The organism is Marinobacterium halophilum (assembly GCF_003014615.1).
Classification (GTDB): Bacteria; Pseudomonadota; Gammaproteobacteria; order Pseudomonadales; family Balneatricaceae; genus Marinobacterium; species Marinobacterium halophilum.
In genome coordinates, this window is record NZ_PYGI01000013.1 from 95,047 (window position 1) to 116,515 (window position 21,469).

Below are 21,469 nucleotides of genomic sequence, written 5' to 3' on the forward strand. Positions count from 1 at the left end.
CGAGTGATCACTCCGAACTTCGGCCCGCTACCTGCTGGCGCAGCGTCTCGTTTTCCTGTCGCAGACGTTGCGCCTCTACACGATAATCGAATATTTCCTGATATTGCCTCTCCAGCTTGGCTTCCAACTGTTCCCGCTCACGGGCCTGTTGGTCCGTCTTCAGCTGCAGGTGTTCCAGCTGATCCTGCAGTTCCTCAAGCATATCCAGGCCACGGCTTTCAGGCTCATCAGCCTTGTCGGGGTGAAAACGGTATGACCCCTGAAGTTCGTTGACGATATGGCTGTAGAGTGACGTCAGGTCCGAGCGTTCACGGTCGGTATAGCGGATATTCTCTTCAATCGCGGTATGCGCGCTGGCGGCCCCGATGGCACCGGCCAGCATCTGTTCCAGCATGCGGTGGAATTCCATCAGCTCCACCACCGATATATGGCTCTTGTCGTAGACCTGTAAGTCGTCGGCAATACGGTTGACAATCTGTTGTGCCTTTTCCTCACCCAGATAGCGGCGTAGCAGTTGCTCGGCTTCGACCAGCTTCGGGGCCAACTCGACATAGGCGTTAAGGCCGGTTGGTCGGGCTTTCTCCTGGGTGCGAAGCGCACGGGTGGTGTAGAGGAACTCGGTGGTCAGGGTGCGTTCCTGCTTTTGCGGAGTATAAAGCCATGAGCCGAGCAGGTAGAACAGGGTGTTGAGGGCCAGTGAAAAGAGTACCGCATGGGGAATCGATGGCAGGTCCATGCCGAACAGCGCCTGTGGGCGCAACCAGTCGATGCCGAACGGTCCCATGCTCAGCAGGCTCAGTGGGAGCCAGCCTTCTTCAACCCAGGCGGGAATGATCAGTGTCCAGCCCCAGGCGATAAAGCCGGCCATGAGGCCGAGCAAGGCACCCATGCTGTTACCCCGACTCCAGAACAGCCCCAGAAAAGTTGCCGGGGCAAACTGCAGGGCAGCCACAAAAGAGATCATGCCGACCGCGACCAACATATAGGTGTCGGTCAGCAGGCGAGCCAGCAACAGGCTGCCAAACAGGATAATGGCGACCAGTACCCAGCGGACCTGCAGCAGCCAGGTTCGCATCCAGGCCAGTTGCTGGAACTTTTCACAGACTGGCAGTAATAGATGGTTCGAAACCATGGTGGCCAGCGTCATCGTGGTGATGATCACCATGCCGCTGGCGGCGGCAAAACCGCCGAGAAACGACAGGAGTGCCATATAGGGCTGGTCCAGTGCCTGCGGGACCAGCAACATGAAGAAGTCGGCCGACTGGGCGGGCAGACCCAGAATCAAACCTGCGGCGGCGATGGGAATGACAAACAGGGTGATCAGCACGGTGTAGAGCGGGAACATCCAGAGTGCCCGCCCCAGGTGGGTGGGCGACACGTTTTCAACCACACCGACATGGAACTGGCGGGGCAGCAGCTGGACACCGACAAAACTGAGTATGATCAGAGTCAGCCACTGAATGCCGCTGTCATCGCCGCCGGAACTGAGCAGGTGGTCCAGGTCATGTTGCTTGATCTGTTGGTAGATGTCGGCGGGGCCATCGAAGTAGTAATAACTGATATACAGGCCGATGGTGAGGAATACCAACAGCTTGACCAGGCACTCAGCCACCAGCGCCAGAATCATGCCCTGATGGCGCTCGGTCGGATCGAGGCGGCGTACACCAAACAGAATCGTGAATACGGTCATCAATAGCGTGATCAACAGGCCGGATGAGCTCCAGTGAATCTGTCCGGCACCTTCGTGGGTGATCAGGCGGAGTGAGCGTATCACCGCTTCAAGTTGCAGGCTGATATAGGGCAATAATCCGAGCAAGGCGATCAGTGTCACCATTGCCGCGATGCGTTGCGAGCGCCGGTAGCGGGTGGAAATCAGATCAGCGATGCTGGTGATATGGAAGGTTTCCTTAACCGCGATCATCCGCCTGATGGTGTATTGCCAGAAGAACAGTGAGAGCAGGGCACCGGCGTAAATCCCCAGATACAGCAGTCCTGATCGGGTTGCGAAGCCGACACTGCCGTAAAATGTCCAGGTGGTGAAATACACACACAACGATAGCGCGTAAATGGTACCGGAATTGATCGGTCGACCTCGACGAGTGCGCTGTTCGCCCCATTGCGCCAGTCCAAACAGCAGACCGACATAAATCACAATAACCAGCAGAACACTCAGGGGAGAAAACATCAATGCACCTCTAACGGGCAAAAACCGGTAATTTATTCAGTGTAGTCGGTTGTGGTCGGAGACTTTTGGGTGTGCGTGTGGCAACAGTGTGTGGGCACCGGGTCAATCCCGCCTTCAGAGTAGGGGTGGCAGCGCAGGAGGCGACGTGTACCCAAGTACAGGCCCTTGAGCGCGCCGTGTAGCTGAATGGCTTCGATCATGTAACTGGAACAGCTTGGATAGAAGCGGCAGTTGTTACCGAGGAAAGGACTTATGGCAAGTTGATAGACGCGCACTGCAGCGATCAGCAGTCGAGTCAGTAACCGGTTGATCATGTGCATGAATCCCTGAAACCATCTGTTGCTGATGATAGCCTCTGGCATCACGACTGGCCAGTGATATGAAGGGTAAACGGGAACCCGAGGGTTCCCGTTACAGGGCTCAGGCCTGGCGATCCAGTTCCAGAACCGACAGGGTGCGTGCACGTACGCTGTTAAGCAGTTCGGCATCGTCGGTGAGGCTCTGGCCGTAAGACGGCACCAGCTCACGGAGCTTCTGTTTCCAGCTATCTTCCTGCAGGCGTTCTTCGAAGCAGCGTTCGACGATACTCAGCATGGCGCTGACGGCAGTAGAGGCACCCGGTGAAGCGCCGAGCAGGGCGGCGAGGCTGCCGTCCTTAGCGGTGATTACTTCAGTGCCGAATTCCAGTTTACCGGCGGTTTCAGTGCCCGGCTTAATGATCTGGACACGCTGCCCGGCATAGGACAGTTCCCAGTCGTCATCCTTGGCTTCAGGGAAGAAGTTGCGCAGCGAATCAACGCGAGAACTGTGTGACTGCATCACTTCGCTGATCAGATAGCGGGTCAGGTCCATGTTGTTCTTGGCCACTGACAGCATCGGCTTCAGGTTGCCCATGCTGATGCTGCAGGGCAGATCCATGAACGATCCCTGCTTGAGGAACTTGGTGGTAAAACCGGCAAACGGACCGAACAGCAGGGCTTTCTTGCCGTCGATGATGCGGGTATCCAGATGCGGAACCGACATGGGCGGTGCCCCGATCGGTGCCATGCCATAGACTTTGGCCATGTGCTGCTCAATGACTTCAGGGCGCTTGCAGACCAGCCACATGCCGCTGACCGGGAAGCCACCATAGCCTTTGCCTTCCGGGATGTCGGATTTCTGCAGCAGCGGCAATGCACCGCCACCGGCACCGAGGAAGACAAAGCGGCTGTTGACCACTTCGTTGTTGCCAGTCGCGGTATTCTTCAGTTTAACGTTCCAGCTGCCATCAGCCTGCTGGTCCAGATCCTGCACGATGCGGCTGAGCAGCAGGTCAAAGTTTTCCTGCTGTTCCAGATTCATCACCATGCAGCGTGCCAGCGCGCCGAAGTTGACGTCGGAGCCGTAACGGACACGAGTTGCTGCAACCTTTTCTGCCGGATCGCGGTTTTTCATGATCAGCGGCATCCACTCAAGCAGGGTGTCGTGATCTTCGCTGTATTCCATGTCTTTGAAGCAGTGGTGCTGGCTCAGTGCCTGATATCGCTTGCGCAGGAATTCGACGTTCTTCTCGCCCCAGACAAAGCTGGAATGCGGTGCCGGATTGATGAATTCCTTGGGAGACGGCAGATTGCCCTGCTCGACCAGGTAGGACCAGAACTGCAGACTGATTTCAAAAGAGGTGTTGATCGCGAACGCTTTAGTGGTGTTGATGCTGCCGTCCGCCTGTTCGGGCGTGTAGTTGAGTTCACAATAGGCAGCGTGGCCGGTACCGGCGTTGTTCCAGCCATCGGTACTTTCACGGGCGACATGGTCGAGACGTTCGACCATACAGATCTTGAGGCTCGGATCCAGCTGCTTGAGTATCATCCCGAGGGTGGTACTCATGGCACCGGCACCGACTAGCAGCACATCTACAGTTTTAGTGGTCATATGAGTTCGCCATTTGGTCGTAAACAATGGGATTGGAGACCGCAGAAGGTGGCTTGTGGCACGCCCTGCAGAGAATCTGTCGATCTGTCCGACAGGACTTCCGGGTCTCACTGCCATCGACATCCTTCGATTGGATGATGTGACGGGCAGCTTGATTGATTATTTACGCTTAGTACTTTGGTGCGGTGCATTATATTCAACTGTTCATAGAATAAAACTCGAAGTGTTGGCAAAGGCCGGCGGAAAAGTCGCGTAACAGCTCTGTAACCCGCATGATATATGCAATCGGCGGGATTTTTAGACTTTGGTCTGCAGACCGGAAAAGGTGTGTTGCAGCGGACGTATACCCGCTGCAGAGGGTGGATATCAGAGATGTTCTTCGGCGTACTCGGCCAGGCGCGAGCGGAAGATGCCTTCGAAATGGACGCTGGCAGAGCCTTCGAAGTTGCGGAAACGCTCGACGATATAGGTCAGGCCCGAGGTCAGGGGGGTGAGATAATTGGAGTCAATCTGAGCCAGGTTGCCCAGACACACCATCTTGGTGCCCTTGCCGCAGCGGGTGATGATGGTCTTCAGCTGCTGCGGGGTCAGGTTCTGGGCCTCGTCGATCAGTACAATGGCATTTTGAATGCTGCGGCCACGAATGAAGTTGAGTGACTTGAACTGGATGTTGGCCTTTTCCAGTGCGTACTTGACGCTGCTCTGGGGGCGCTCATCCTGTTCGTGCATCGCTTCCAGGTTATCGTTGATGGAGCTCATCCAGGGCGTCATCTTTTCTTCTTCGGTACCCGGCAGGAAGCCGATATCCTCGGCCACTGGCGGGGTGGAACGGGTGACAATAATCTTGTTGAAGCGCTGTTCCTCAATCACCATTTCCAATGCGCAGGCCAGTGCGATCAGCGTTTTGCCGGAGCCGGCGGCACCCAGCAGTATGCTCAGATCTATTTCCGGGTCCATCAATGACTGCATGGCGAATGCCTGCTGAATATTGATGGGCTGTATGCCCCAGCACACCTGATCCATGAGCCGTTCATAGCCGAGGTCGAGCAGGGTCAGGGTGGTTTCGTCTATTTCCGCTGTGCGGGCAGCAAAATCCTTGCTGTCGTCGTAGATATATTCGTTCAGGTAGGTGTTGGGCAGCAGGTTACGGTCCACCTTGTGATAGGTGCGGCCGTCGCGCTGAAAGCTGTCCACCTTGTCCACGCCTTCCCAGAACGGTGCCTCAAGGTGGTGATGGCCCGCCGGCAGCATCTCGATGTCCGATACCAGCTGGTCGGTACGGTAGTCTTCTACGCGTTGTAGTCCGGCCCCCAGCGCCTTGAGGCGCATGTTGATGTCTTTGGTGACCAGCACGATTTGGCGGTGCGGGAATGTCGCCTGCAGGTGCAGAGCGCAATTGATGATGCGATTGTCCTTGTTGCTGGTGTCGGGGAGGAATCCTTGCCGCGGAGTCAACTCATGGTCCGGGAAGATGGAAAGTTTGCCGAGCTTGTGTTCTCGCTCCTTGCCTTCCAGCAGAATGCGTACGCCCTTGGTGATTTGGCCGGAATTGCTGGCAGATGAGAGGATATTGTCGATCACGCGGATGGCGTGACGAGCCTCCGCAGCGACACTCTGTTTGCGATCTTTTATGCCGTCCAGTTCTTCGAGCACGGTCATCGGGATGGTGATGTCCTGCTCCTTGAACTGAAACAGGCATTTGGGATCGTGCAGCAACACGTTGGTGTCGAGGATATACAATTTTGATGCAGGCATCGCAAGGCTTCCTTGTACAACCGTGATCACTTCAAGCTAATGCATGAATGTGGCAAATACAATAATCTGACATCGGCTTTTAATGATGCTGAGCAGTTTATGCGGCTGATGATGCATCAGTAGTAAAATTTGATAACAGCGTTCATAGTTAAGTGGCGCATACGTTTTATGCGCTCAGCAGTATTCGGAAGGAACAAGGAGGTCAGCATGATGACCGAGCATTACATTACTTCCAGCGTGACCCCGTTGGACAACCTCGACGTACTCTCTCCTTATGAAGTGGCCCGTCTGCAGGACAAAAGCCAGAGCGGTTTGTATTCCCTGTTTCGTCAGTGTGCGCTGGCGGTCCTGAATTGCGGCAGTGAGCTGGATAGTACGCGCAAGGTGTTGGATCGCTTTCATGCCTTTGATGTGCAAATCAGTCAGAAGCACAGAGGTGTACAGCTTGATCTGATTAACGCTCCGGCCACGGCATTTGTTGATGGTGAGTTGATCCAGGGGATTCATGAACATCTGTTTGCGGTGTTGCGTGACCTTTTGTATGTGGCCGACAAGGTTGAATCCTGCTGTGACGGGCTGGATGCTTCCAGTGCGATTACCAATCAGGTGTTCAATCTGTTACGTCATGCCAATACGCTACGCCCTCATGTAAAACCCAATATGGTGGTGTGCTGGGGCGGGCATTCGATCGCCAGTGCCGAATATGAATATACCAAGTACGTGGGGTATGAGCTGGGGCTACGGGGGATGAATATCTGCACCGGCTGCGGTCCTGGCGCGATGAAAGGACCGATGAAGGGGGCAACCATTGCCCACTCCAAGCAGCGTATCCGCGACGGCCGTTATGTGGGTGTTTCCGAACCGGGCATTATTGCGGCCGAGTCACCGAACCCGATCGTCAACGAATTGATCATCATGCCGGATATTGAGCGGCGTCTCGAAGCGTTCGTACGTTTGGGTCATGGCTTTGTTGTGTTCCCTGGGGGCGTGGGCACTGCCGAGGAGATTTTCTATATCCTCGGGATTCTGTTGCAGGAGCAAAACCGCAAGCAGCCATTCCCGCTGATCTTTACCGGACCGGCGGGCAGCGAAGCCTACTTTGACACGGTGGACCGGTTTATCCGCGCCACGCTTGGCGAGCGGGCTACGCAGTGCTATCGCATTATTATTGATGATGCGCACGGGGTAGCCGAGGCCATGCGAGAAGGTCTGGATGAGGTTACGGAGTATCGCAAGGCAACGGGGGAGGCTTACCATTTCAATTGGCAGCTGCATATCCCGTTGGCGCTACAGCAGACCTTTGAGCCGACGCACGAGGCGATGTACGGTTTGTGCCTGTCGCGTAATCAGCCTGATCATACTTTGGCGGCACAGCTGCGCCGGGCGCTGTCGGGAATTGTCGCCGGTAACGTCAAGGAACCTGGCATTCGTGCCATCGAAACGCATGGGCCTTTTGAGTTGTGCGGCGAGGCCAATGTCATCGAGGCTCTGGATCAGTTGTTACAAGCTTTTGTTGAACAGCGGCGCATGAAAATCAATCATGAGGAATATGAGCCTTGCTTCCGTTTGGCGACAGACAGTAAAGCGTCATGATTTGTGATTGATGCGTGGAGGCAGGGACGCCAACCGCGTATAGTGATCGGTTTTGGGTTAATAGGGTACCCCATTTGCGACGTAAACTTGTCCTGACATTGACGACTCTACATGGGTCCCGTCAGATCTATCTGCATCAGCTGCTCGCCTATCTGCTCCTGACCTTTGTGGTGTTATCGGTGCTCAGTTTCTTTGTATCCAACTGGTTGTTGGTCAAAACCCATGATGATCTGGGTGATCTGGAACGCAATCATCAGGATCTGAATGAGCAATACCAGCTGTTGCTGGGAACGCAGCAGCTGTATATATCGGAGCTGGATGAACTGGGTGCTTCGTTGTCCGATCTCAGTGCCGAGCGCGCGCGCCTGGCAGAAGAGAATCAGGAAATCGGCGCAACGCTCAGTGATCTGGAAACTCGGCTGGGAATGCAGCAGGAGCCGAGCAGCATGACCCTGGAGCAGCGGTTGGCGCTGACTCAGATGGCCGTGCGGCAGCGCCTGTTTTTGCTGCACAGCATCCCCAATGGCGTGCCGATATCGGCCGAGCGGGTGAATGACAGTTACGGCATGCGTCAACACCCTGTACTGAAAACACGCAAGATGCACAATGGCATGGACTTCAAGGCTGAGCGGGGCACACCGGTTTATGCGACGGCCGATGGTGTTGTGGAATATAGTGGCTACCGTAAAGGCAGCGGCTTTGGCAACCTGGTGGTTTTGCAGCATAATCTTGGTTTTAAAACCTATTATGCCCACCTGCAGAAAGTGCTGGTTGAAAGTGGCACCTTTGTACACAAGGGGCAGCAGATCGCATTGAGCGGCAATAGTGGTCGGTCTACAGGCGCGCATCTGCATTACGAGGTTCGCTTCCTGTACCGGCCACTGAATCCAGAGCCTTTTCTGCAGTGGGGTCTGGACCAGTTCAATACGTTGTTTACCGAGGTCGAGGAGGTGCCATGGGAATCCTTAAGCGCGATGTATCCGCTAAATCAGGCCGGGGCGCAGTAACAATTATTGCCCGTGGTAATCATCTCAAGGGTGACATGGATGTGTCCGGCAAGATCCATGTCGATGGTATCTTCGAGGGCAATATAGAGTCGGCAGATGATATTACCATCGGCCGCCACGGGGTTGTGCGTGGGCGAATCAGTGCCCGCCATGTCAATGTCAGTGGTGTGCTGGAAGGTGATCTTTGTTGTGCATCTTTGCATATTGAAAAGGGCGGGCAGGTGCGCGCGATTGTGCTCAGCGACTGTTTAAGTATCGATCCGCAAGGCTGCTTTCTCGGCGAGCGTCGCCTGCAGCATGTGCCTGCCCAGCTTGAGTACCACCCGGTCTCGTCAGTGGCGCAGGATGATGATGTGCTCGATTATGCCCTGATCGGGGCATTGCCGGACCGCATTACCCTCAGCCGTGAAAAGGATTGATCCATGTGTGAACTTTTGGGCATGAGTGCCAACGTGCCAACCGATATCTGTTTCAGCTTTACCGGGCTGATGCAGCGTGGCGGACGGACCGGGCCGCACCGCGATGGCTGGGGTATCGCGTTTTATGAAGGCAAAGGGCTGCGCAGCTTTCATGATCCCGAGCCCAGTGCCGATTCGCGGATCGCACGTCTGGTCGCGGATTATTCGATCAAAAGTCGGGTGGTTGTCAGTCATATCCGCCAGGCTAACGTCGGCTCGGTGTGTCTGGAAAATACCCATCCGTTCAGTCGAGAGCTGTGGGGGTACAGCTGGACCTATGCCCATAACGGTCAGCTGGACCGACAGTTATTCGACTGGCCGCTGACTTTTTATCATCCGGTGGGTACAACCGACAGCGAATATGCGTTCTGTTGGCTGCTGGGTCAGATCCGCAGTCGTTATCCCGAACGGCCATCTGATTGGGCGGAATTGCAGGCGTTTATTCATGCCTGTTGTGACCAGTTGCGCGGGCTGGGCGTGTTTAATATGTTGCTGAGCGAATCGACGCACCTGTTCTGCTATTGCACAACAAAACTGGCCTGGATTACCCGGCGCTCGCCCTTTGGTGAGGCGCGGCTTAAGGATTGTGAGGTCAGTGTGGATTTCGGTGCCGAGACTACGCCGAATGATGTAGTCACGGTGATAGCAACCGAGCCGCTGACCAATAATGAATGCTGGCAAAAACTGGCAACGGGTGAGATGGTTGTGTTTGTCGATGGAGAAGTGGTTGCCCAGCTGAAGGAGTAGATTCTATGCAGGCGATTGGTCCTGACGTTGCCAGTCTGTCTGATCTGGTGCATCAGTTGGCGCGACGTTTTGATGAACAGCCTGCATTTGGCCACCTGGGGGCGCGGATCAGTTTTGCTGATCTTGATCGGCTGTCGCGCCGGTTTGCGGCCTGGGTGCAGCATGAGACCGACCTGAAGCCGGGTGATCGCATTGTCTTGCAGCTTCCCAATATCATGCAGTATCCGGTGGTGCTGTTCGGGGCGCGGCGTGCAGGCCTGGTTGTGGTCAATGCCAACCCACTCTACAGCTGTGAAGAAATGTGTCAGCAACTGCGCGATTCCGGTGCCCGTGCAATCGTGGCATTTGCTCCGGTGCCGGTTGAATTGACGCAATGCCTCGCGTCCACGGCGGTTGAGTATCTGGTGACGACCGAGCTGGGAGACCTGCATCCGCCGTTAAGGCGATGTGGGCTCAACCTGCTGGCGCGGTTGAAGCGGCGAGGCATGCGTCCTGTCTTGCTGTCGACTCGACGCGCTGCGGGGGTGCGGCAGATTGCTCTGACGGCCGTGATGCAGAAGGGATCAAAGTTGATCTGGCAGCCGTCTGAGTCCACGGGTATCGAGGCTTCTCTGGCATTGCTGCAGTACACCGGCGGGACGACCGGTCCAGCCAAGGGCGCCATGCTGACTGAAGCTGCGTTGTTGGCTAATTTGACCCAATTACAAGCATTGATCAGTCAATATTGTGTGCCGGGCCAGGAGCGTTTGCTGCAGCCTTTGCCGCTCTATCATATCTATTCCTTTACGCTGACCCTGCTGATGCTTAGCTTGGGAGCGTACATCGAGCTGGTACCGGATCCGCGCCGTGTCCGTGGTCTGGTGCGCTGTTGGGATCGCCTGGACCCTACTGTTCTGGCGGGCATCAACCCCTTGTTTGTGAATCTGTGTCGTCAGCCCGAGTTTCAGCGGCTGGATTTTTCGTCGCTCAAGTTAACGGTTTCCGGTGGCATGTCGCTGACCCGAGCGGTGGCGGCACGATGGCATGCGGTGACCGGCAAGGACATTTGTGAAGGCTATGGCCTGACCGAATGCTCGCCGGTTGTCAGTGTTAATTGCCCGGACGCGATCCGCCTGGGGACGGTGGGTAAGCCGTTGGTGCAAACGGATGTACACATTGTAGATGATTGTGGTCATGTGCTGCCGCCGGGGGAAAGCGGGAATATCCGGATACGGGGGCCTCAGTTGATGTCGGGGTATTGGCATCAACGGCATGAAACTGAAACGGTGCTTCAGGATGGCTGGCTGGATACCGGTGATATCGGTTTGATCGATCACGATGGTTATCTGAGGGTGATTGATCGGCGCAAGGAGGTAATCAACGTCTCCGGCTTTAAGGTCTATCCCAGTGAACTGGAAGATGTAATCGCCTGCCACCCCGATATTGTCGAGTGTGCGGTGGTGGGGTTACCGGACAGCAACCGTGGCGAGCAGATCAAACTGTATGTCGTACCGGCCAATCAGCAGTTGTCGATCCGTGAGGTGCGTGAGTATTGTCGTGAACGATTGACCGCGTACAAAGTGCCGCGCTCGGTTGAATTCTGTCAGCGTTTGCCACGTACGGCCATTGGCAAGGTGTCGCGTCGAGACCTGCGCGACAGGGCACTGCAAGGGCAGCGCGTGCATTAGTAATTACCCTTGGGTTGATGGATAATATGTGGCCGTTTCATTCATCCGCTACAAGGTTGCAACCGTTTTGTCCATCCGCATTCCGACACTCCAAGAGCAGCTGATTCACTGCCGAATCGCCGACCGTTTTTCGCTTCGTCGCGAGCTGGACCGGTTGCGGCGTGAGCAGGCCCCCGATCCCGATAAGCTGGCAGCAGTCGCGCAGCGTATAGAGGCATCCTGTGCTCAGGTAGCCCGGCTGCGCGCGTTGCCGCCGGTGCCAAAGTATCCGGATCTGCCGGTGTCCGAGCGCCGTGACGAGCTGCTCAAGGCAATTGCCGAAAATCAGGTGGTGGTGGTGGCCGGTGAAACCGGATCGGGGAAGACCACTCAGATTCCGAAGATATGCATTGAGCTTGGGCTTGGATGTGCGGGCATGATCGGCCACACCCAGCCCCGGCGTCTGGCTGCACGTACGGTCGCGGCGCGCATCGCGGAAGAGCTGCATACGCCGCTGGGCGAGCGCGTCGGTTACCAGGTGCGGTTTCATGATCAGGTGTCGGACACTACCCAGATCAAGCTGATGACTGACGGTATTCTGCTGGCGGAAACCCAGCGCGACCGTTTTCTGGACAAGTATGAAGTCCTGATTATCGATGAGGCGCATGAGCGCAGCCTCAATATCGATTTCCTGCTCGGTTACATCAAGCGGATTTTGCCGCGCCGCCCCGATCTCAAGGTGATCATCACCTCGGCCACGATTGACCTGGAACGTTTCTCGCAGCACTTTGACAATGCGCCCGTCATTGAAGTGTCCGGTCGAACTTATCCGGTTGAGACGCTGTATCGACCGCTGCATGAAATGGAAGGCGATGATGAGCAAGCGGTCGATCTGCAGCAGGGTATTCTGGCGGCGGTGGATGAGCTGATTGATATCGATCTGGCCAAACACAGTGGTGGCCCGGGCGATATTCTGGTGTTTTTGCCGGGTGAGCGTGAAATCCGTGAAACGGCTGAAGCGTTGCGCAAGGCGCAGTTGCGTGACACTGAAGTGATTCCATTGTATGCCCGCTTGTCATTGGCCGACCAAAACCGTGTGTTCAATGAACGGCGGTCGGCCGGGCGGCGCATCGTGCTCTCGACCAACGTGGCGGAAACTTCACTGACTGTGCCGGGCATTCGTTATGTTATTGATCCCGGTATTGCGCGTATCTCGCGTTACAGCTATCGCTCCAAAGTGCAGCGCTTGCCGATAGAGGCCGTGTCCCAGGCGAGCGCCAATCAGCGCGCTGGGCGTTGTGGTCGTGTTGCTCCAGGGGTGTGTATTCGCCTTTATTCCGAAGAGGATTTTATTGCGCGGCCCGAATTCACCGATGCCGAGATCCGGCGCACCAATCTGGCGGCGGTTATCTTGCAGATGTTGCAGCTCAAGCTGGGGGATATTCGTGAGTTTCCCTTTGTTGATCCGCCCGATACGCGGCTGATTAACGATGGTTACAATCTGCTTGAGGAGCTGGGAGCGGTGGATGGACGGCGTCAACTGACCCCGGTCGGTCGCCAGTTGGCGCGTTTGCCGGTCGACCCGCGTATCGCCCGTATGGTGATTGAGGCCTCGCGTCAGGATGCGCTGCGAGAGGTGTTGGTGATTGCCAGTGCGCTCAGTGTGCAGGATCCACGTGAGCGACCGCACGACAAACGTCAGGCCGCTGACCAGAAGCACAAGGAATATACCGACGAAGAGTCGGATTTCATGACCCTGTTGAATTTGTGGCAGCTGTGGCATGAGCAGCGCGATGAGCTGAGTCAGAGCCAGCTGCGTCGCTGGTGTCAGAAACAGTTCCTGTCGTTCATGCGTCTGCGTGAGTGGCGTGATGTGCATCGCCAGCTGCTACTGAGCGTGCGCGAACTGGATCTCAAGGAAAATACAGAACCAGCCGAATACCGAGCCATTCACAGTTCACTGCTGGCAGGCTTGCTTAGCCATATCGGTTTCAAGCAGGAAAAGGGTGAATATCTGGGTGCACGTAATCGTCGCTTCAAGATTTTCCCGGCTTCCGGTGTGTTCAAAAAAGCACCCAAGTGGGTGATTGCAGCTGAAATGTTGGAAACCAGCCAGCTTTTTGCACATCAGGTAGCGCGGATTGAGCCCGAGTGGATCGAGCCGCTGGCCAAGCATTTGGTCAAGCGCAGCTGGATGGAGCCGCACTGGGAGCAGAAGCGTGCGCAGGTTGTTGCTTCCGAGCAGGTCAGTCTGTTCGGCGTCATCATTGTGCCGCGGCGCAAGGTCAACTACGGCAGTATCGATCCGGTTGTATCGCATGAAATCTTTATTCGCAGCGCGTTGGTGGAAGGCGAGTACCGAACCCGCGCCCCATTTTTTGCGCACAATCGGCAGCTGCTGGAAGGCGTGGCTGCGCTGGAAGATAAGTCTCGCCGCCGTGATTTGCTGGTGGATGAAGAGCAGCTTTATCGTTTTTATGCCGAACGTTTTGCAGCGCTTGGCGGTACGCATGTCGTCAATGGCAAAGGGTTTGAACACTGGCGCACACAGCTGGAACAGCAGGATCCTCAGGCTTTGTTCATGCAGGAGCAGGACATTCTGCAACGAGATACCCAGCATGTCAGCGGTGCCCGTTACCCGGATACACTGGCGCTGGATGGTATTGAATTGCCGCTCAGTTACCAGTTCGAACCCGGCGCAGAAGATGATGGCGTAACCCTGGAGTTGCCGCTGGCTCTATTGCGGGTAGCACCATTGCAGCGCCTGGAGTGGTTGGTGCCGGGTATGCTGGAAGAGAAAGTCACGGCTATCCTCAAAGGATTGCCTAAGCAGTTGCGCAAACACTTTGTGCCGGTGCCCAACTATGCGCAGGCGTTCTGCAATGTCGCGGTATTTGGTGAAGGTGATTTGTACGAAGCGTTGGCGTTGCAGTTACTGCGAATGACCGGCACTCGAGTGGCAGCAGATGTGCTGCGGGCAGTGGAATTGGCGGATCATCTATGTTTTAACCTGCGTTTGCGTGATGACGGTAACAAGGTGATCGGTAGTGGGCGTAGCTGGGAGAGGCTGAATGCACGCTTTGGCGATCAGGCGGAAGCGGCATTGCAGTCGGGGCCATCTGAGCAGTGGGGGCAGAGTGAGTTGACCGGCTGGACGTTTGGCGAGCTCTCTGAATCGGTATTGCTGCGTCAGGCGGGCGGGATTGAGGTCGAAGTCTGGCCGGCACTGGTCGACAATAAGGATAACGTTGAGCTGAAGGTGATGCCTTCGGCTGATGTGGCGACATATGCCAGTGTGCGGGGGGTGGCGCGGTTGTTACTGCTGTCCGTGCCTGCACAGCAGTTAAAGTATCTACGCCGTGAGCTGTCCAGGTTGAACGAAAGCCTGATTCTGACCGGTAAGTTGTTTGAGCGTCGAGCGTTGGAGGATGATGCGCTGCTGCTTGCTGTACAGCGTGCGGCCGGCTTGGATGCGGGTCACTTGCCACGTGATGATAGGGCATTTGAGCTGTTAAAGGAGCCAATGCGCGCGAATCTTGCGGCCGAGATGAAAAAATTGGGTGAGTTCATCCATGTCTGTCATCAGTCGGTACACAGGATCAATAAACAGTTGAACGGCAGGATCAACCTGCAGGCTGTACCGGTATTGAACGACATCAAGCAGCAGTTGGCTGATCTGATGCATCGTCATTATCTCGTTGATACCGAGGCGGTTTGGCTGCCGGAATATCCGCGTTACCTTAAGGCGATAGAAGTACGATTGGAGAAATATGCGCGCGATTTGCGCCAGCAGTGCCTGTGGTCAGAGCAGTTGGCGGGGCTGCGCCAACAATATCTGAAAAAACAGCAGGAATATGCTGCACGCAATGAGCGCCCGGATGCGTTGGTACGTTTTCGTTGGCTTCTTGAGGAGTATCGTGTTTCCCTGTTTGCTCAGCAATTGGGTACCCGGGAAACGGTTTCGGAAAAACGCCTCAAACAAGCACTTCAGGCGCTTTGAGTCGTGTATTCACGACGTTATTAGAGTGATAGTTTGATGCCTATCAAGCTATGGGTGGGTATATGTTTCAAAGGTTGCGCGTGCATGGAAAGCTGTGGTGTAATGCCGTTAATTTAAGGTGGTTGCCCAATCGTAGTGGGCCATATCCCTCGCAAGGAGTGCAATTGCCAAACAACATGGCAAACAGATGGCAGCAGCATTAAAATGTTTTGCTTTCATTGGTTTGCAATAATCTGGATTTATAGTATTTTTCTGGTAGCGCTTTGCGTGCTAAGAAAAACTAGAATTCACTACTAGTATGTTGAATGAAGGGGAAGTGTTAATGAAAAAGTCACTGATTGCTCTGGCTGTTGCTGGTGCTCTGACTGCTCCGATCGTCGCTCAGGCTGATGCTACTCTGTACGGTTCTTTCCGTGCTGGCCTGGTGTCTCAGGACAACCGTGATCTGGACCTGCGTGATGAATCTACTCGCATCGGTATCAAAGGCGACGTAGATCTGGGTCTGGAAAGCACCAAAGGTCTGTTCCACTGGGAAGCTAATATCAATACTACCGATCAAGGCGGTTACGGTGCTGATATGTTTGCGCCGCGCTTGTCTTACATGGGTGCAACCGGTAATTGGGGTACTGCACTGATCGGTCGTCAGTACCACCCGCATTACACCATGGTTGTTTCACACACCAATATCTTCAACTCTGCAGATAAAGAGTTCGGTGAAGCGTTTGCGATCGGTAACAATGCAGACAAAAATGGTTTCGCTCACAAGCGTAACGACAATACTCTGGCATACGCTTCACCAGTAATGGGTGGCTTCCAGGTTGTTGCTGGTGCCGTTATTGCTGGCGAAAGCGATGATTCTCGCGATGACGTTGACGGTTACAACATCGGCGCTCAGTTTACTGGCGTTGAAGGTCTGCGTGTTTCCGCTTCTTACGGTGCGACTGAAGAAGATGGCGCAGCTGCTCTGGAGCAGGAACTGTGGGGTTTGGGTGCCAGCTATAAGATGGACGCCTTCTCTGTAGCCGCTCGCTACGAAGATCGTGAAGTAGATCAGGGTGGTGTTACTACTGATGATCGTAATGCTTGGGAATTGGCTGGTGGTTACACAATGGGTGCCACTACTCTGAAAGCGCGTTACGGTGATATGGAAATTGACTCTGCCAACGTTGATGGCGATCAGTGGGGTCTGGAAGTTGAGCAGAAGCTTGGCAACAAAGGCCGCGTTTGGGTTGGTTACACCGAATTCGACGACGAAATCGCTACTGCGTTGAATGTTGCTAAAGATACTCTGGTTCTGGGTTACCGCCTGGACTTCTAATATCAGTTGATATTAGATCCTCGCTAAGAAAGGCTCCTTCGGGAGCCTTTTTGCGTTTATTGCCTTTGGAAAATCATAGTTTCTTCAATATGGCAGCTGTAATAAAACAGCCAGCTTACTATGGTGTCTAATCCTGCATAAATCGTATGGCGCAATGCTTTATTCCCGCCTGCTGCAGGGCTAGAATAGCCGCATTATATGACTCTGCTTATTAAGGATTGGGCATGCTGACATCTGCACTGCGTTCAGGTTTTCGGGTAACTGGTTTGGGGTTGGTGTTGTTGGCCGCGCCGGTTATGGCGGAATCAGAGCAGGACCCTTGGGAAGGATTCAACCGCTCGATGTTTACCTTCAATGAAAATGTTGATCGCTATGCGGTCAAGCCATTTGCTCAGGGCTACCGTTATGTAACACCGGATCTTGCTGAGCAAGGCGTTAGCAACGTCTTTGATAATATTGGTGATGTTGGCAATCTGCTGAATAATTTGCTGCAGCTCAAGTTTGAGGCGGCTGGCAAAAGTTTTGCTCGTTTGACGTTCAATACTACCTTTGGTCTTGCAGGTCTGGTTGATGTAGCTACGCCGATGGGTATTGAAGTGCATAATGAAGATTTTGGTCAGACGCTGGGCTTCTGGGGTGTTGGGTCAGGGCCTTATCTGGTATTGCCATTCTTTGGCCCCAGTACCGTGCGTGACGGCGTGTCAATGCCAGTCGATTGGGTAGCGGATCCGGTTGGGTATGCGGGTCATGTACCGACACGTAACAGCCTCTACGGCTTACGCCTTGCGGACACCCGTAGCCGCTTGTTGAAGGCTGAGCAGATTGTCAGTGGGGATAAGTACAGCTTCCTGCGTGATGCCTATCTGCAGCGTCGTGAATATCAAATCAATGATGGTGCTGTCGAGGTCAAATACGACAGCGATTTCTGATTGTCTTGCATCGATGTGGGCTTGGGTCTACTGTTGGAGCTCAGGTGTCGGTATGACATGCAATGGCTGATGAATGAGTCTTAATGAGCAAAGGGTGCTGCTGCTGTCAGCATGCACCCACACCATCGACCGTATTTTTGAGCTGTGCGAGCAGTGCGATCATCAGCATTTGCGTCTGGTTGTGTGTGCAGACATGGATGAGGTTGATAAGCAGCTTGAGCACTTCACGGTGTCTCTGTTGATCTTCGACCTCGCTACCGTTGGCAGTAGTCTGTTGATGGATCAGCTGGCGCAACGGGTCAATCCCAAGCCGGTTGTTGCGATGATCCGTGAAGGAACGGCTGAGCAGTTAGTGGCGGCTTTACGTAACGGTGCAGACGATGTCTATGTGGTTGGCGAGTTGGATCTCCACCCGCAATTGTTTGTGCGCTCTATTGAACGCCAGCTGCGACGAGCGCGTTATATCGAGGAGGCGCAGGGCTTGAGAGACAGCCTTGAGCGCAGCCTTGATGAACTGCGTGAGGATCAGCATGCTGCTCAGCAGGTCCAGCAGAACCTGTTGCCACCGGTGCGTCAGCAGATCAACGGCATGGTCTTTGAATATGTGTTGCGTCCGTCCTTGTTGCTCAGTGGTGACTTCGTCGATGCGGTGGCGGTCAGCAAAGATTTGAGTCTGTTCTATCTGGCTGATGTGTCGGGCCACGGAACATCTTCTGCGCTGGTCACTGTGTTATTGAAAAATATGACACATCGCCTGCTGCGCAATTATCGTCGCAGCTCGAGTTTTGACATTCTGTCACCATCAGATACGCTACATCGTATCAACCGTGAGCTTCTGCTGACGTCCCTGGGTAAACATCTGACCATGTTTGTCGGCTTGATCGACCATAAGCGTAACGTGCTTCGGTATGCCGTGGGTGGGCACCATCCGATGCCGATATTGCAGCAGGGTGCTGAGCTGCGCTATCTGGGCGGGCGCGGTATGCCGCTGGGGTTGTTTGAAGCGCCGGTGTTTGATGAGTGTGAGCTTGAGCTTGAGACTGCCTTTTCATTAACGCTGTTCTCGGATGGTATTCTGGAAATCATCGAAGCTGACTCCTTGGAGCAGAAAGAGCAAAAATTGTTGCAATACTGCAAGGGTAATCATGGGTCGCCAGAGGCATTTTTGCAGAGTATGATGCCGGCCGAGCGGGTAAGTCCCGATGATTTGGCGATCATGACTGTACGTAGAGAGTCTTTATGAGCAATGGCGCAATCTACTACGCCTGCCGTGACGGGCACTATGTCCTGAAGTTTGTGGGTGATGTGCGCTTGACGCTATGCTCCACGATAGAGCGGCACCTGGAGGCTGTGCTTCAGCGTGATGATGTCAGCGATACCCTGGTTGATCTGACGGAAACCGAAAATATTGATAGTACTTCGCTTGGTTTGATTGCCAAGCTGGCGATCAAGGCGGCTGAAAAAGGGATGCCGCAACCGACACTGGTGTCCACGCATGCGGATATCACGCGGATTCTGTTGAGTATGGGATTCGATCGTGTGTTCGTTCTGGTGCCTGAGCTGCCGGTCAGTCGCTGTGACCTTAAACAGGTGCCTTTTGTACAGGAATCGGAAGAAGAGGTGCGGTTGCGTATTCTGGATGCGCACAAGGTACTGATCGACCTTAATGATTCCAATCGCGAAGCGTTCAAGGATTTGGTGACCACGCTGGAAAGCTGTCGCTGACAGCCGCTCCAGTGCGGTCTTTTAACCGGTTTATCTGGCTTGGCTGAGCAGCTGCTCCAGTTTGACCTGGTCAGCAGCGAAATTCCTAATTCCTTCGGCCAGCTTGTCCTGTGCCATGCAATCTTCATTCATTGCCCAGCGGAATGCGCTTTCCTGCAGTGTCTTTTTACTGTCCTGGCTGTCCATGTTCGATTTCAACCGCTGCGTCAGATCCGTCTTATCATCGGCCAGTGCCTGCATTAATGCCGGGCTAATGGTTAAGCGGTCGCAGCCGGCCAACGCCTGGATTTCACCGATATTACGAAAGCTTGCGCCCATCACAACGGTCGAGTAGTCGTGGGTTTTGTAGTAGCGGTAGATACGGCTGACGGACTGAACGCCAGGATCGTTGTCGAAACTGAAGTCGGCGTCTGGCTGGCGCTGTTTATGCCAGTCCAGGATGCGGCCTACAAAAGGTGAAATCAGAAAGATACCGGCATCGGCACAGGCTTGTGCCTGAGCAAAGCTGAATAGCAGGGTCAGGTTGCAGTTGATGCCTTCACGCTCCAGATGTCGGCCTGCTTCAATGCCTTCCCAGGTTGAAGCGATCTTGATCAGTACTCGCTCACGGCCGATGCCCAAGGCTTCGTACTGTTCAATCAACTGATGTGCCTTGCTCACGGTCGCGGCAGTGTCGAATGAGAGGCGTGCATCCACTTCGGTCGAAATGCGCCCGGGAATCAGTTGGGTAATTTCGCGGCCGATCAGTATGCCGAAGCGGTCGGTCATGCGTTCAAGTGCTGTCTGCTGGCTGGTATTTGCTTGTACGGCCCAATCACGCGCTTCTTGAAGCAGTCCGGCATACTTTGGGTCTTGTGCGGCTTTAAGCAGCAGTGACGGGTTGGTTGTGGCATCTACGGGCTGAAATTGGCGTATCGCATCAATATCGCCAGTATCGGCAACCACGGTGGTCATCTGTTTGAGTTGTTGTAATTGGTCCATCGGTTGGTTTCCTGTACCCATGTCATCGTAGTGTTATCGGTTCTGGTGGTCCGTTACCAGTGCGAGCGCGGCTTTGAATGTATCGACGGCAGCGCCGCGCTGGTGGCCATTTTCGCTCAGGTAGCGACGGAACTGTTTGCCACCGCGCTGGCCATGAAACAGGCCCAGCAGGTGTTTGGTGACGGCGTATAAAGGCGCACCCTGAGCCAGCCGCTGTTCAAGGTAAGGAATAAAGGCAAGGGCGGTTTCCATGCGGGTCGGTGCTGTGCGGTCATCACCAAAGTAACGTGTGTCGACCTGGCTGAGTAGTGGCCAGGGGTTCTGGTACGCTTCCCGACCAATCATGACGCCGTCAACGTGTTGCAAGTGGGTATCGCATTCATCAAGCGTTTTGATGCCGCCGTTGATGATGATTTCCAGTTCCGGGAATAGCTGCTTGATACGGTAAACGTGGTCATAGATCAGCGGCGGAATGTCACGATTTTCTTTAGGGCTGAGGCCAGCCAATATGGCTTTGCGAGCATGTATGGTGAAGCTGGTGCAACCGCCGTCTTTGACGGCTTCGACGAAACGGTGCAAATGCTCAAAACTGTCCAGATCGTCAATGCCCAGTCGGTGTTTGACCGTGACGGGAATGCGGACGGCTGCCTGCATTTCGGCCAGACACTCGCTGACCAGCTGGGGGTGTGCCATCAGGCAGGCACCGATCATGTTATTTTGAACGCGGTCGCTGGGGCAGCCCACGTTCAGATTGACTTCGTCATAGCCCCACTCCTGTGCCATGCGGGCGCAATGAGCCAGGGCTTGCGGGTCGCTGCCACCCAATTGCAGGGCTATCGGATGTTCACTGACATGATAGTCCAGGTGACGTGCAGCATCGCCGTGAATCAGGGCTCCGGTCGTCACCATTTCGGTATAGAGTAGAGTATGGCGTGACATCAGGCGGTGGAAGACACGGCAGTCTGATGTCGTCCAGTCCATCATCGGTGCAACGCTGAAGCGTCGATTCACCGTATCCTGCGTGGTTGCTGCGTTAGCGCCTGATTTTACTGTGTTTTCAACTGCGTGATTTTCGTTCATTTTTGCCCGTTTTGTGCTGTGTTTCCGGCCTGTTGCACGAACCTGACCATGACTGTTTTGGTTTGGCACTATGCGTGAGGCGAGGGGAAAGTAATGGCTGTAATCATACCATGGGTGGGCGGGTGTGATGAAAA

The 21,469-nt window shown here is 54.6% G+C and carries 16 protein-coding genes; 10 read left to right on the forward strand and 6 right to left on the reverse strand.

Going from position 1 to position 21,469, the window contains the following annotated elements; translation table 11 throughout:
* Window positions 1-7: 7 nt before the first annotated feature.
* The 4 genes from CLV44_RS10355 to CLV44_RS10370 all read right to left on the reverse strand — a co-directional run bounded on the left by CLV44_RS10355 (window position 8) and on the right by CLV44_RS10370 (window position 5,851).
* Window positions 8-2,185, reverse strand: coding sequence for a sodium:solute symporter family protein (locus CLV44_RS10355; RefSeq protein WP_106592042.1), 2,178 nt, complete (start codon window positions 2,183-2,185; stop codon window positions 8-10).
* A gap of 32 nt (window positions 2,186-2,217) precedes the next feature.
* Window positions 2,218-2,499 carry a membrane protein insertion efficiency factor YidD gene (yidD, locus tag CLV44_RS10360; RefSeq protein WP_425436436.1) on the reverse strand — a complete coding sequence of 94 codons (282 nt, stop codon included), beginning with the start codon at window positions 2,497-2,499 and terminating at the stop codon, window positions 2,218-2,220.
* Between the two features lie 106 nt (window positions 2,500-2,605).
* Window positions 2,606-4,219 carry a malate dehydrogenase (quinone) gene (gene mqo / locus CLV44_RS10365; RefSeq protein ID WP_342748489.1) on the reverse strand — a complete coding sequence of 538 codons (1,614 nt, stop codon included), beginning with the start codon at window positions 4,217-4,219 and terminating at the stop codon, window positions 2,606-2,608.
* Window positions 4,220-4,462: 243 nt separating this feature from the next.
* Window positions 4,463-5,851: a PhoH family protein gene (locus CLV44_RS10370; RefSeq protein WP_106592045.1), complete on the reverse strand. Its 1,389-nt coding sequence runs from the start codon at window positions 5,849-5,851 to the stop codon at window positions 4,463-4,465.
* Between the two features lie 207 nt (window positions 5,852-6,058).
* Here CLV44_RS10370 and ppnN point away from each other — a divergent pair, with 207 nt between their 5' ends.
* The 10 genes from ppnN to CLV44_RS10420 all read left to right on the forward strand — a co-directional run bounded on the left by ppnN (window position 6,059) and on the right by CLV44_RS10420 (window position 19,274).
* Window positions 6,059-7,444 (forward strand): nucleotide 5'-monophosphate nucleosidase PpnN, encoded by a 1,386-nt coding sequence (gene ppnN / locus CLV44_RS10375; RefSeq protein WP_106592046.1) that lies wholly within the window; start codon window positions 6,059-6,061, stop codon window positions 7,442-7,444.
* Window positions 7,445-7,518: 74 nt separating this feature from the next.
* Complete coding sequence (locus CLV44_RS10380; RefSeq protein ID WP_106592047.1) at window positions 7,519-8,451, forward strand: M23 family metallopeptidase; 933 nt, start codon at window positions 7,519-7,521, stop codon at window positions 8,449-8,451.
* Window positions 8,400-8,870 carry a bactofilin family protein gene (locus CLV44_RS10385; protein ID WP_106592048.1) on the forward strand — a complete coding sequence of 157 codons (471 nt, stop codon included), beginning with the start codon at window positions 8,400-8,402 and terminating at the stop codon, window positions 8,868-8,870. The genes CLV44_RS10380 and CLV44_RS10385 overlap by 52 nt, the downstream gene beginning before the upstream one ends.
* A 3-nt stretch (window positions 8,871-8,873) precedes the next feature.
* Window positions 8,874-9,656, forward strand: coding sequence for a class II glutamine amidotransferase (locus CLV44_RS10390; protein WP_106592049.1), 783 nt, complete (start codon window positions 8,874-8,876; stop codon window positions 9,654-9,656).
* 5 nt (window positions 9,657-9,661) lie between these two features.
* Window positions 9,662-11,323: an AMP-binding protein gene (locus CLV44_RS10395; protein ID WP_106592050.1), complete on the forward strand. Its 1,662-nt coding sequence runs from the start codon at window positions 9,662-9,664 to the stop codon at window positions 11,321-11,323.
* A gap of 28 nt (window positions 11,324-11,351) precedes the next feature.
* A complete protein-coding gene (gene hrpA / locus CLV44_RS10400) occupies window positions 11,352-15,302 on the forward strand; it encodes an ATP-dependent RNA helicase HrpA (protein ID WP_245912662.1) in 3,951 nt (1,316 codons plus the stop codon).
* 322 nt (window positions 15,303-15,624) lie between these two features.
* Entirely contained in the window at window positions 15,625-16,620 is a 996-nt protein-coding gene (locus tag CLV44_RS10405; RefSeq protein WP_170069317.1) for a porin, read from the forward strand.
* A gap of 224 nt (window positions 16,621-16,844) precedes the next feature.
* Entirely contained in the window at window positions 16,845-17,549 is a 705-nt protein-coding gene (locus CLV44_RS10410) for an MlaA family lipoprotein (RefSeq protein ID WP_106592052.1), read from the forward strand.
* A 73-nt stretch (window positions 17,550-17,622) separates the two neighbouring features.
* Window positions 17,623-18,792: a PP2C family protein-serine/threonine phosphatase gene (locus CLV44_RS10415; RefSeq protein WP_106592053.1), complete on the forward strand. Its 1,170-nt coding sequence runs from the start codon at window positions 17,623-17,625 to the stop codon at window positions 18,790-18,792.
* On the forward strand, window positions 18,789-19,274 hold the full coding sequence (locus CLV44_RS10420; protein ID WP_106592054.1) for an STAS domain-containing protein: 486 nt from the start codon (window positions 18,789-18,791) through the stop codon (window positions 19,272-19,274). The genes CLV44_RS10415 and CLV44_RS10420 overlap by 4 nt, the downstream gene beginning before the upstream one ends.
* A gap of 30 nt (window positions 19,275-19,304) precedes the next feature.
* Here CLV44_RS10420 and tal read toward each other — a convergent pair whose 3' ends face one another.
* Window positions 19,305-20,255, reverse strand: coding sequence for a transaldolase (gene tal, locus CLV44_RS10425; protein ID WP_106592055.1), 951 nt, complete (start codon window positions 20,253-20,255; stop codon window positions 19,305-19,307).
* A gap of 33 nt (window positions 20,256-20,288) precedes the next feature.
* Entirely contained in the window at window positions 20,289-21,335 is a 1,047-nt protein-coding gene (dusA, locus tag CLV44_RS10430) for a tRNA dihydrouridine(20/20a) synthase DusA (protein WP_106592056.1), read from the reverse strand.
* Window positions 21,336-21,469 lie beyond the last annotated feature (134 nt).

Excerpts from the sequence above, each read along its gene's own strand:
- CLV44_RS10395 (WP_106592050.1), top strand. The coding sequence starts at position 9,662 with ATGCAGGCGATTGGTCCTGACGTTGCCAGTCTGTCTGATCTGGTGCAT.
- CLV44_RS10415 (WP_106592053.1), top strand. The coding sequence starts at position 17,623 with ATGAGTCTTAATGAGCAAAGGGTGCTGCTGCTGTCAGCATGCACCCAC.
- CLV44_RS10405 (WP_170069317.1), top strand. The coding sequence starts at position 15,625 with ATGAAAAAGTCACTGATTGCTCTGGCTGTTGCTGGTGCTCTGACTGCT.
- CLV44_RS10385 (WP_106592048.1), top strand. The coding sequence starts at position 8,400 with ATGGGAATCCTTAAGCGCGATGTATCCGCTAAATCAGGCCGGGGCGCA.
- CLV44_RS10390 (WP_106592049.1), top strand. The coding sequence starts at position 8,874 with ATGTGTGAACTTTTGGGCATGAGTGCCAACGTGCCAACCGATATCTGT.
- ppnN (WP_106592046.1), top strand. The coding sequence starts at position 6,059 with ATGATGACCGAGCATTACATTACTTCCAGCGTGACCCCGTTGGACAAC.
- CLV44_RS10370 (WP_106592045.1), bottom strand. The coding sequence starts at position 5,851 with ATGCCTGCATCAAAATTGTATATCCTCGACACCAACGTGTTGCTGCAC.
- yidD (WP_425436436.1), bottom strand. The coding sequence starts at position 2,499 with ATGATCAACCGGTTACTGACTCGACTGCTGATCGCTGCAGTGCGCGTC.
- CLV44_RS10420 (WP_106592054.1), top strand. The coding sequence starts at position 18,789 with ATGAGCAATGGCGCAATCTACTACGCCTGCCGTGACGGGCACTATGTC.
- mqo (WP_342748489.1), bottom strand. The coding sequence starts at position 4,219 with ATGTCGATGGCAGTGAGACCCGGAAGTCCTGTCGGACAGATCGACAGA.
- tal (WP_106592055.1), bottom strand. The coding sequence starts at position 20,255 with ATGGACCAATTACAACAACTCAAACAGATGACCACCGTGGTTGCCGAT.
- CLV44_RS10410 (WP_106592052.1), top strand. The coding sequence starts at position 16,845 with ATGCTGACATCTGCACTGCGTTCAGGTTTTCGGGTAACTGGTTTGGGG.
- dusA (WP_106592056.1), bottom strand. The coding sequence starts at position 21,335 with ATGAACGAAAATCACGCAGTTGAAAACACAGTAAAATCAGGCGCTAAC.
- CLV44_RS10355 (WP_106592042.1), bottom strand. The coding sequence starts at position 2,185 with ATGTTTTCTCCCCTGAGTGTTCTGCTGGTTATTGTGATTTATGTCGGT.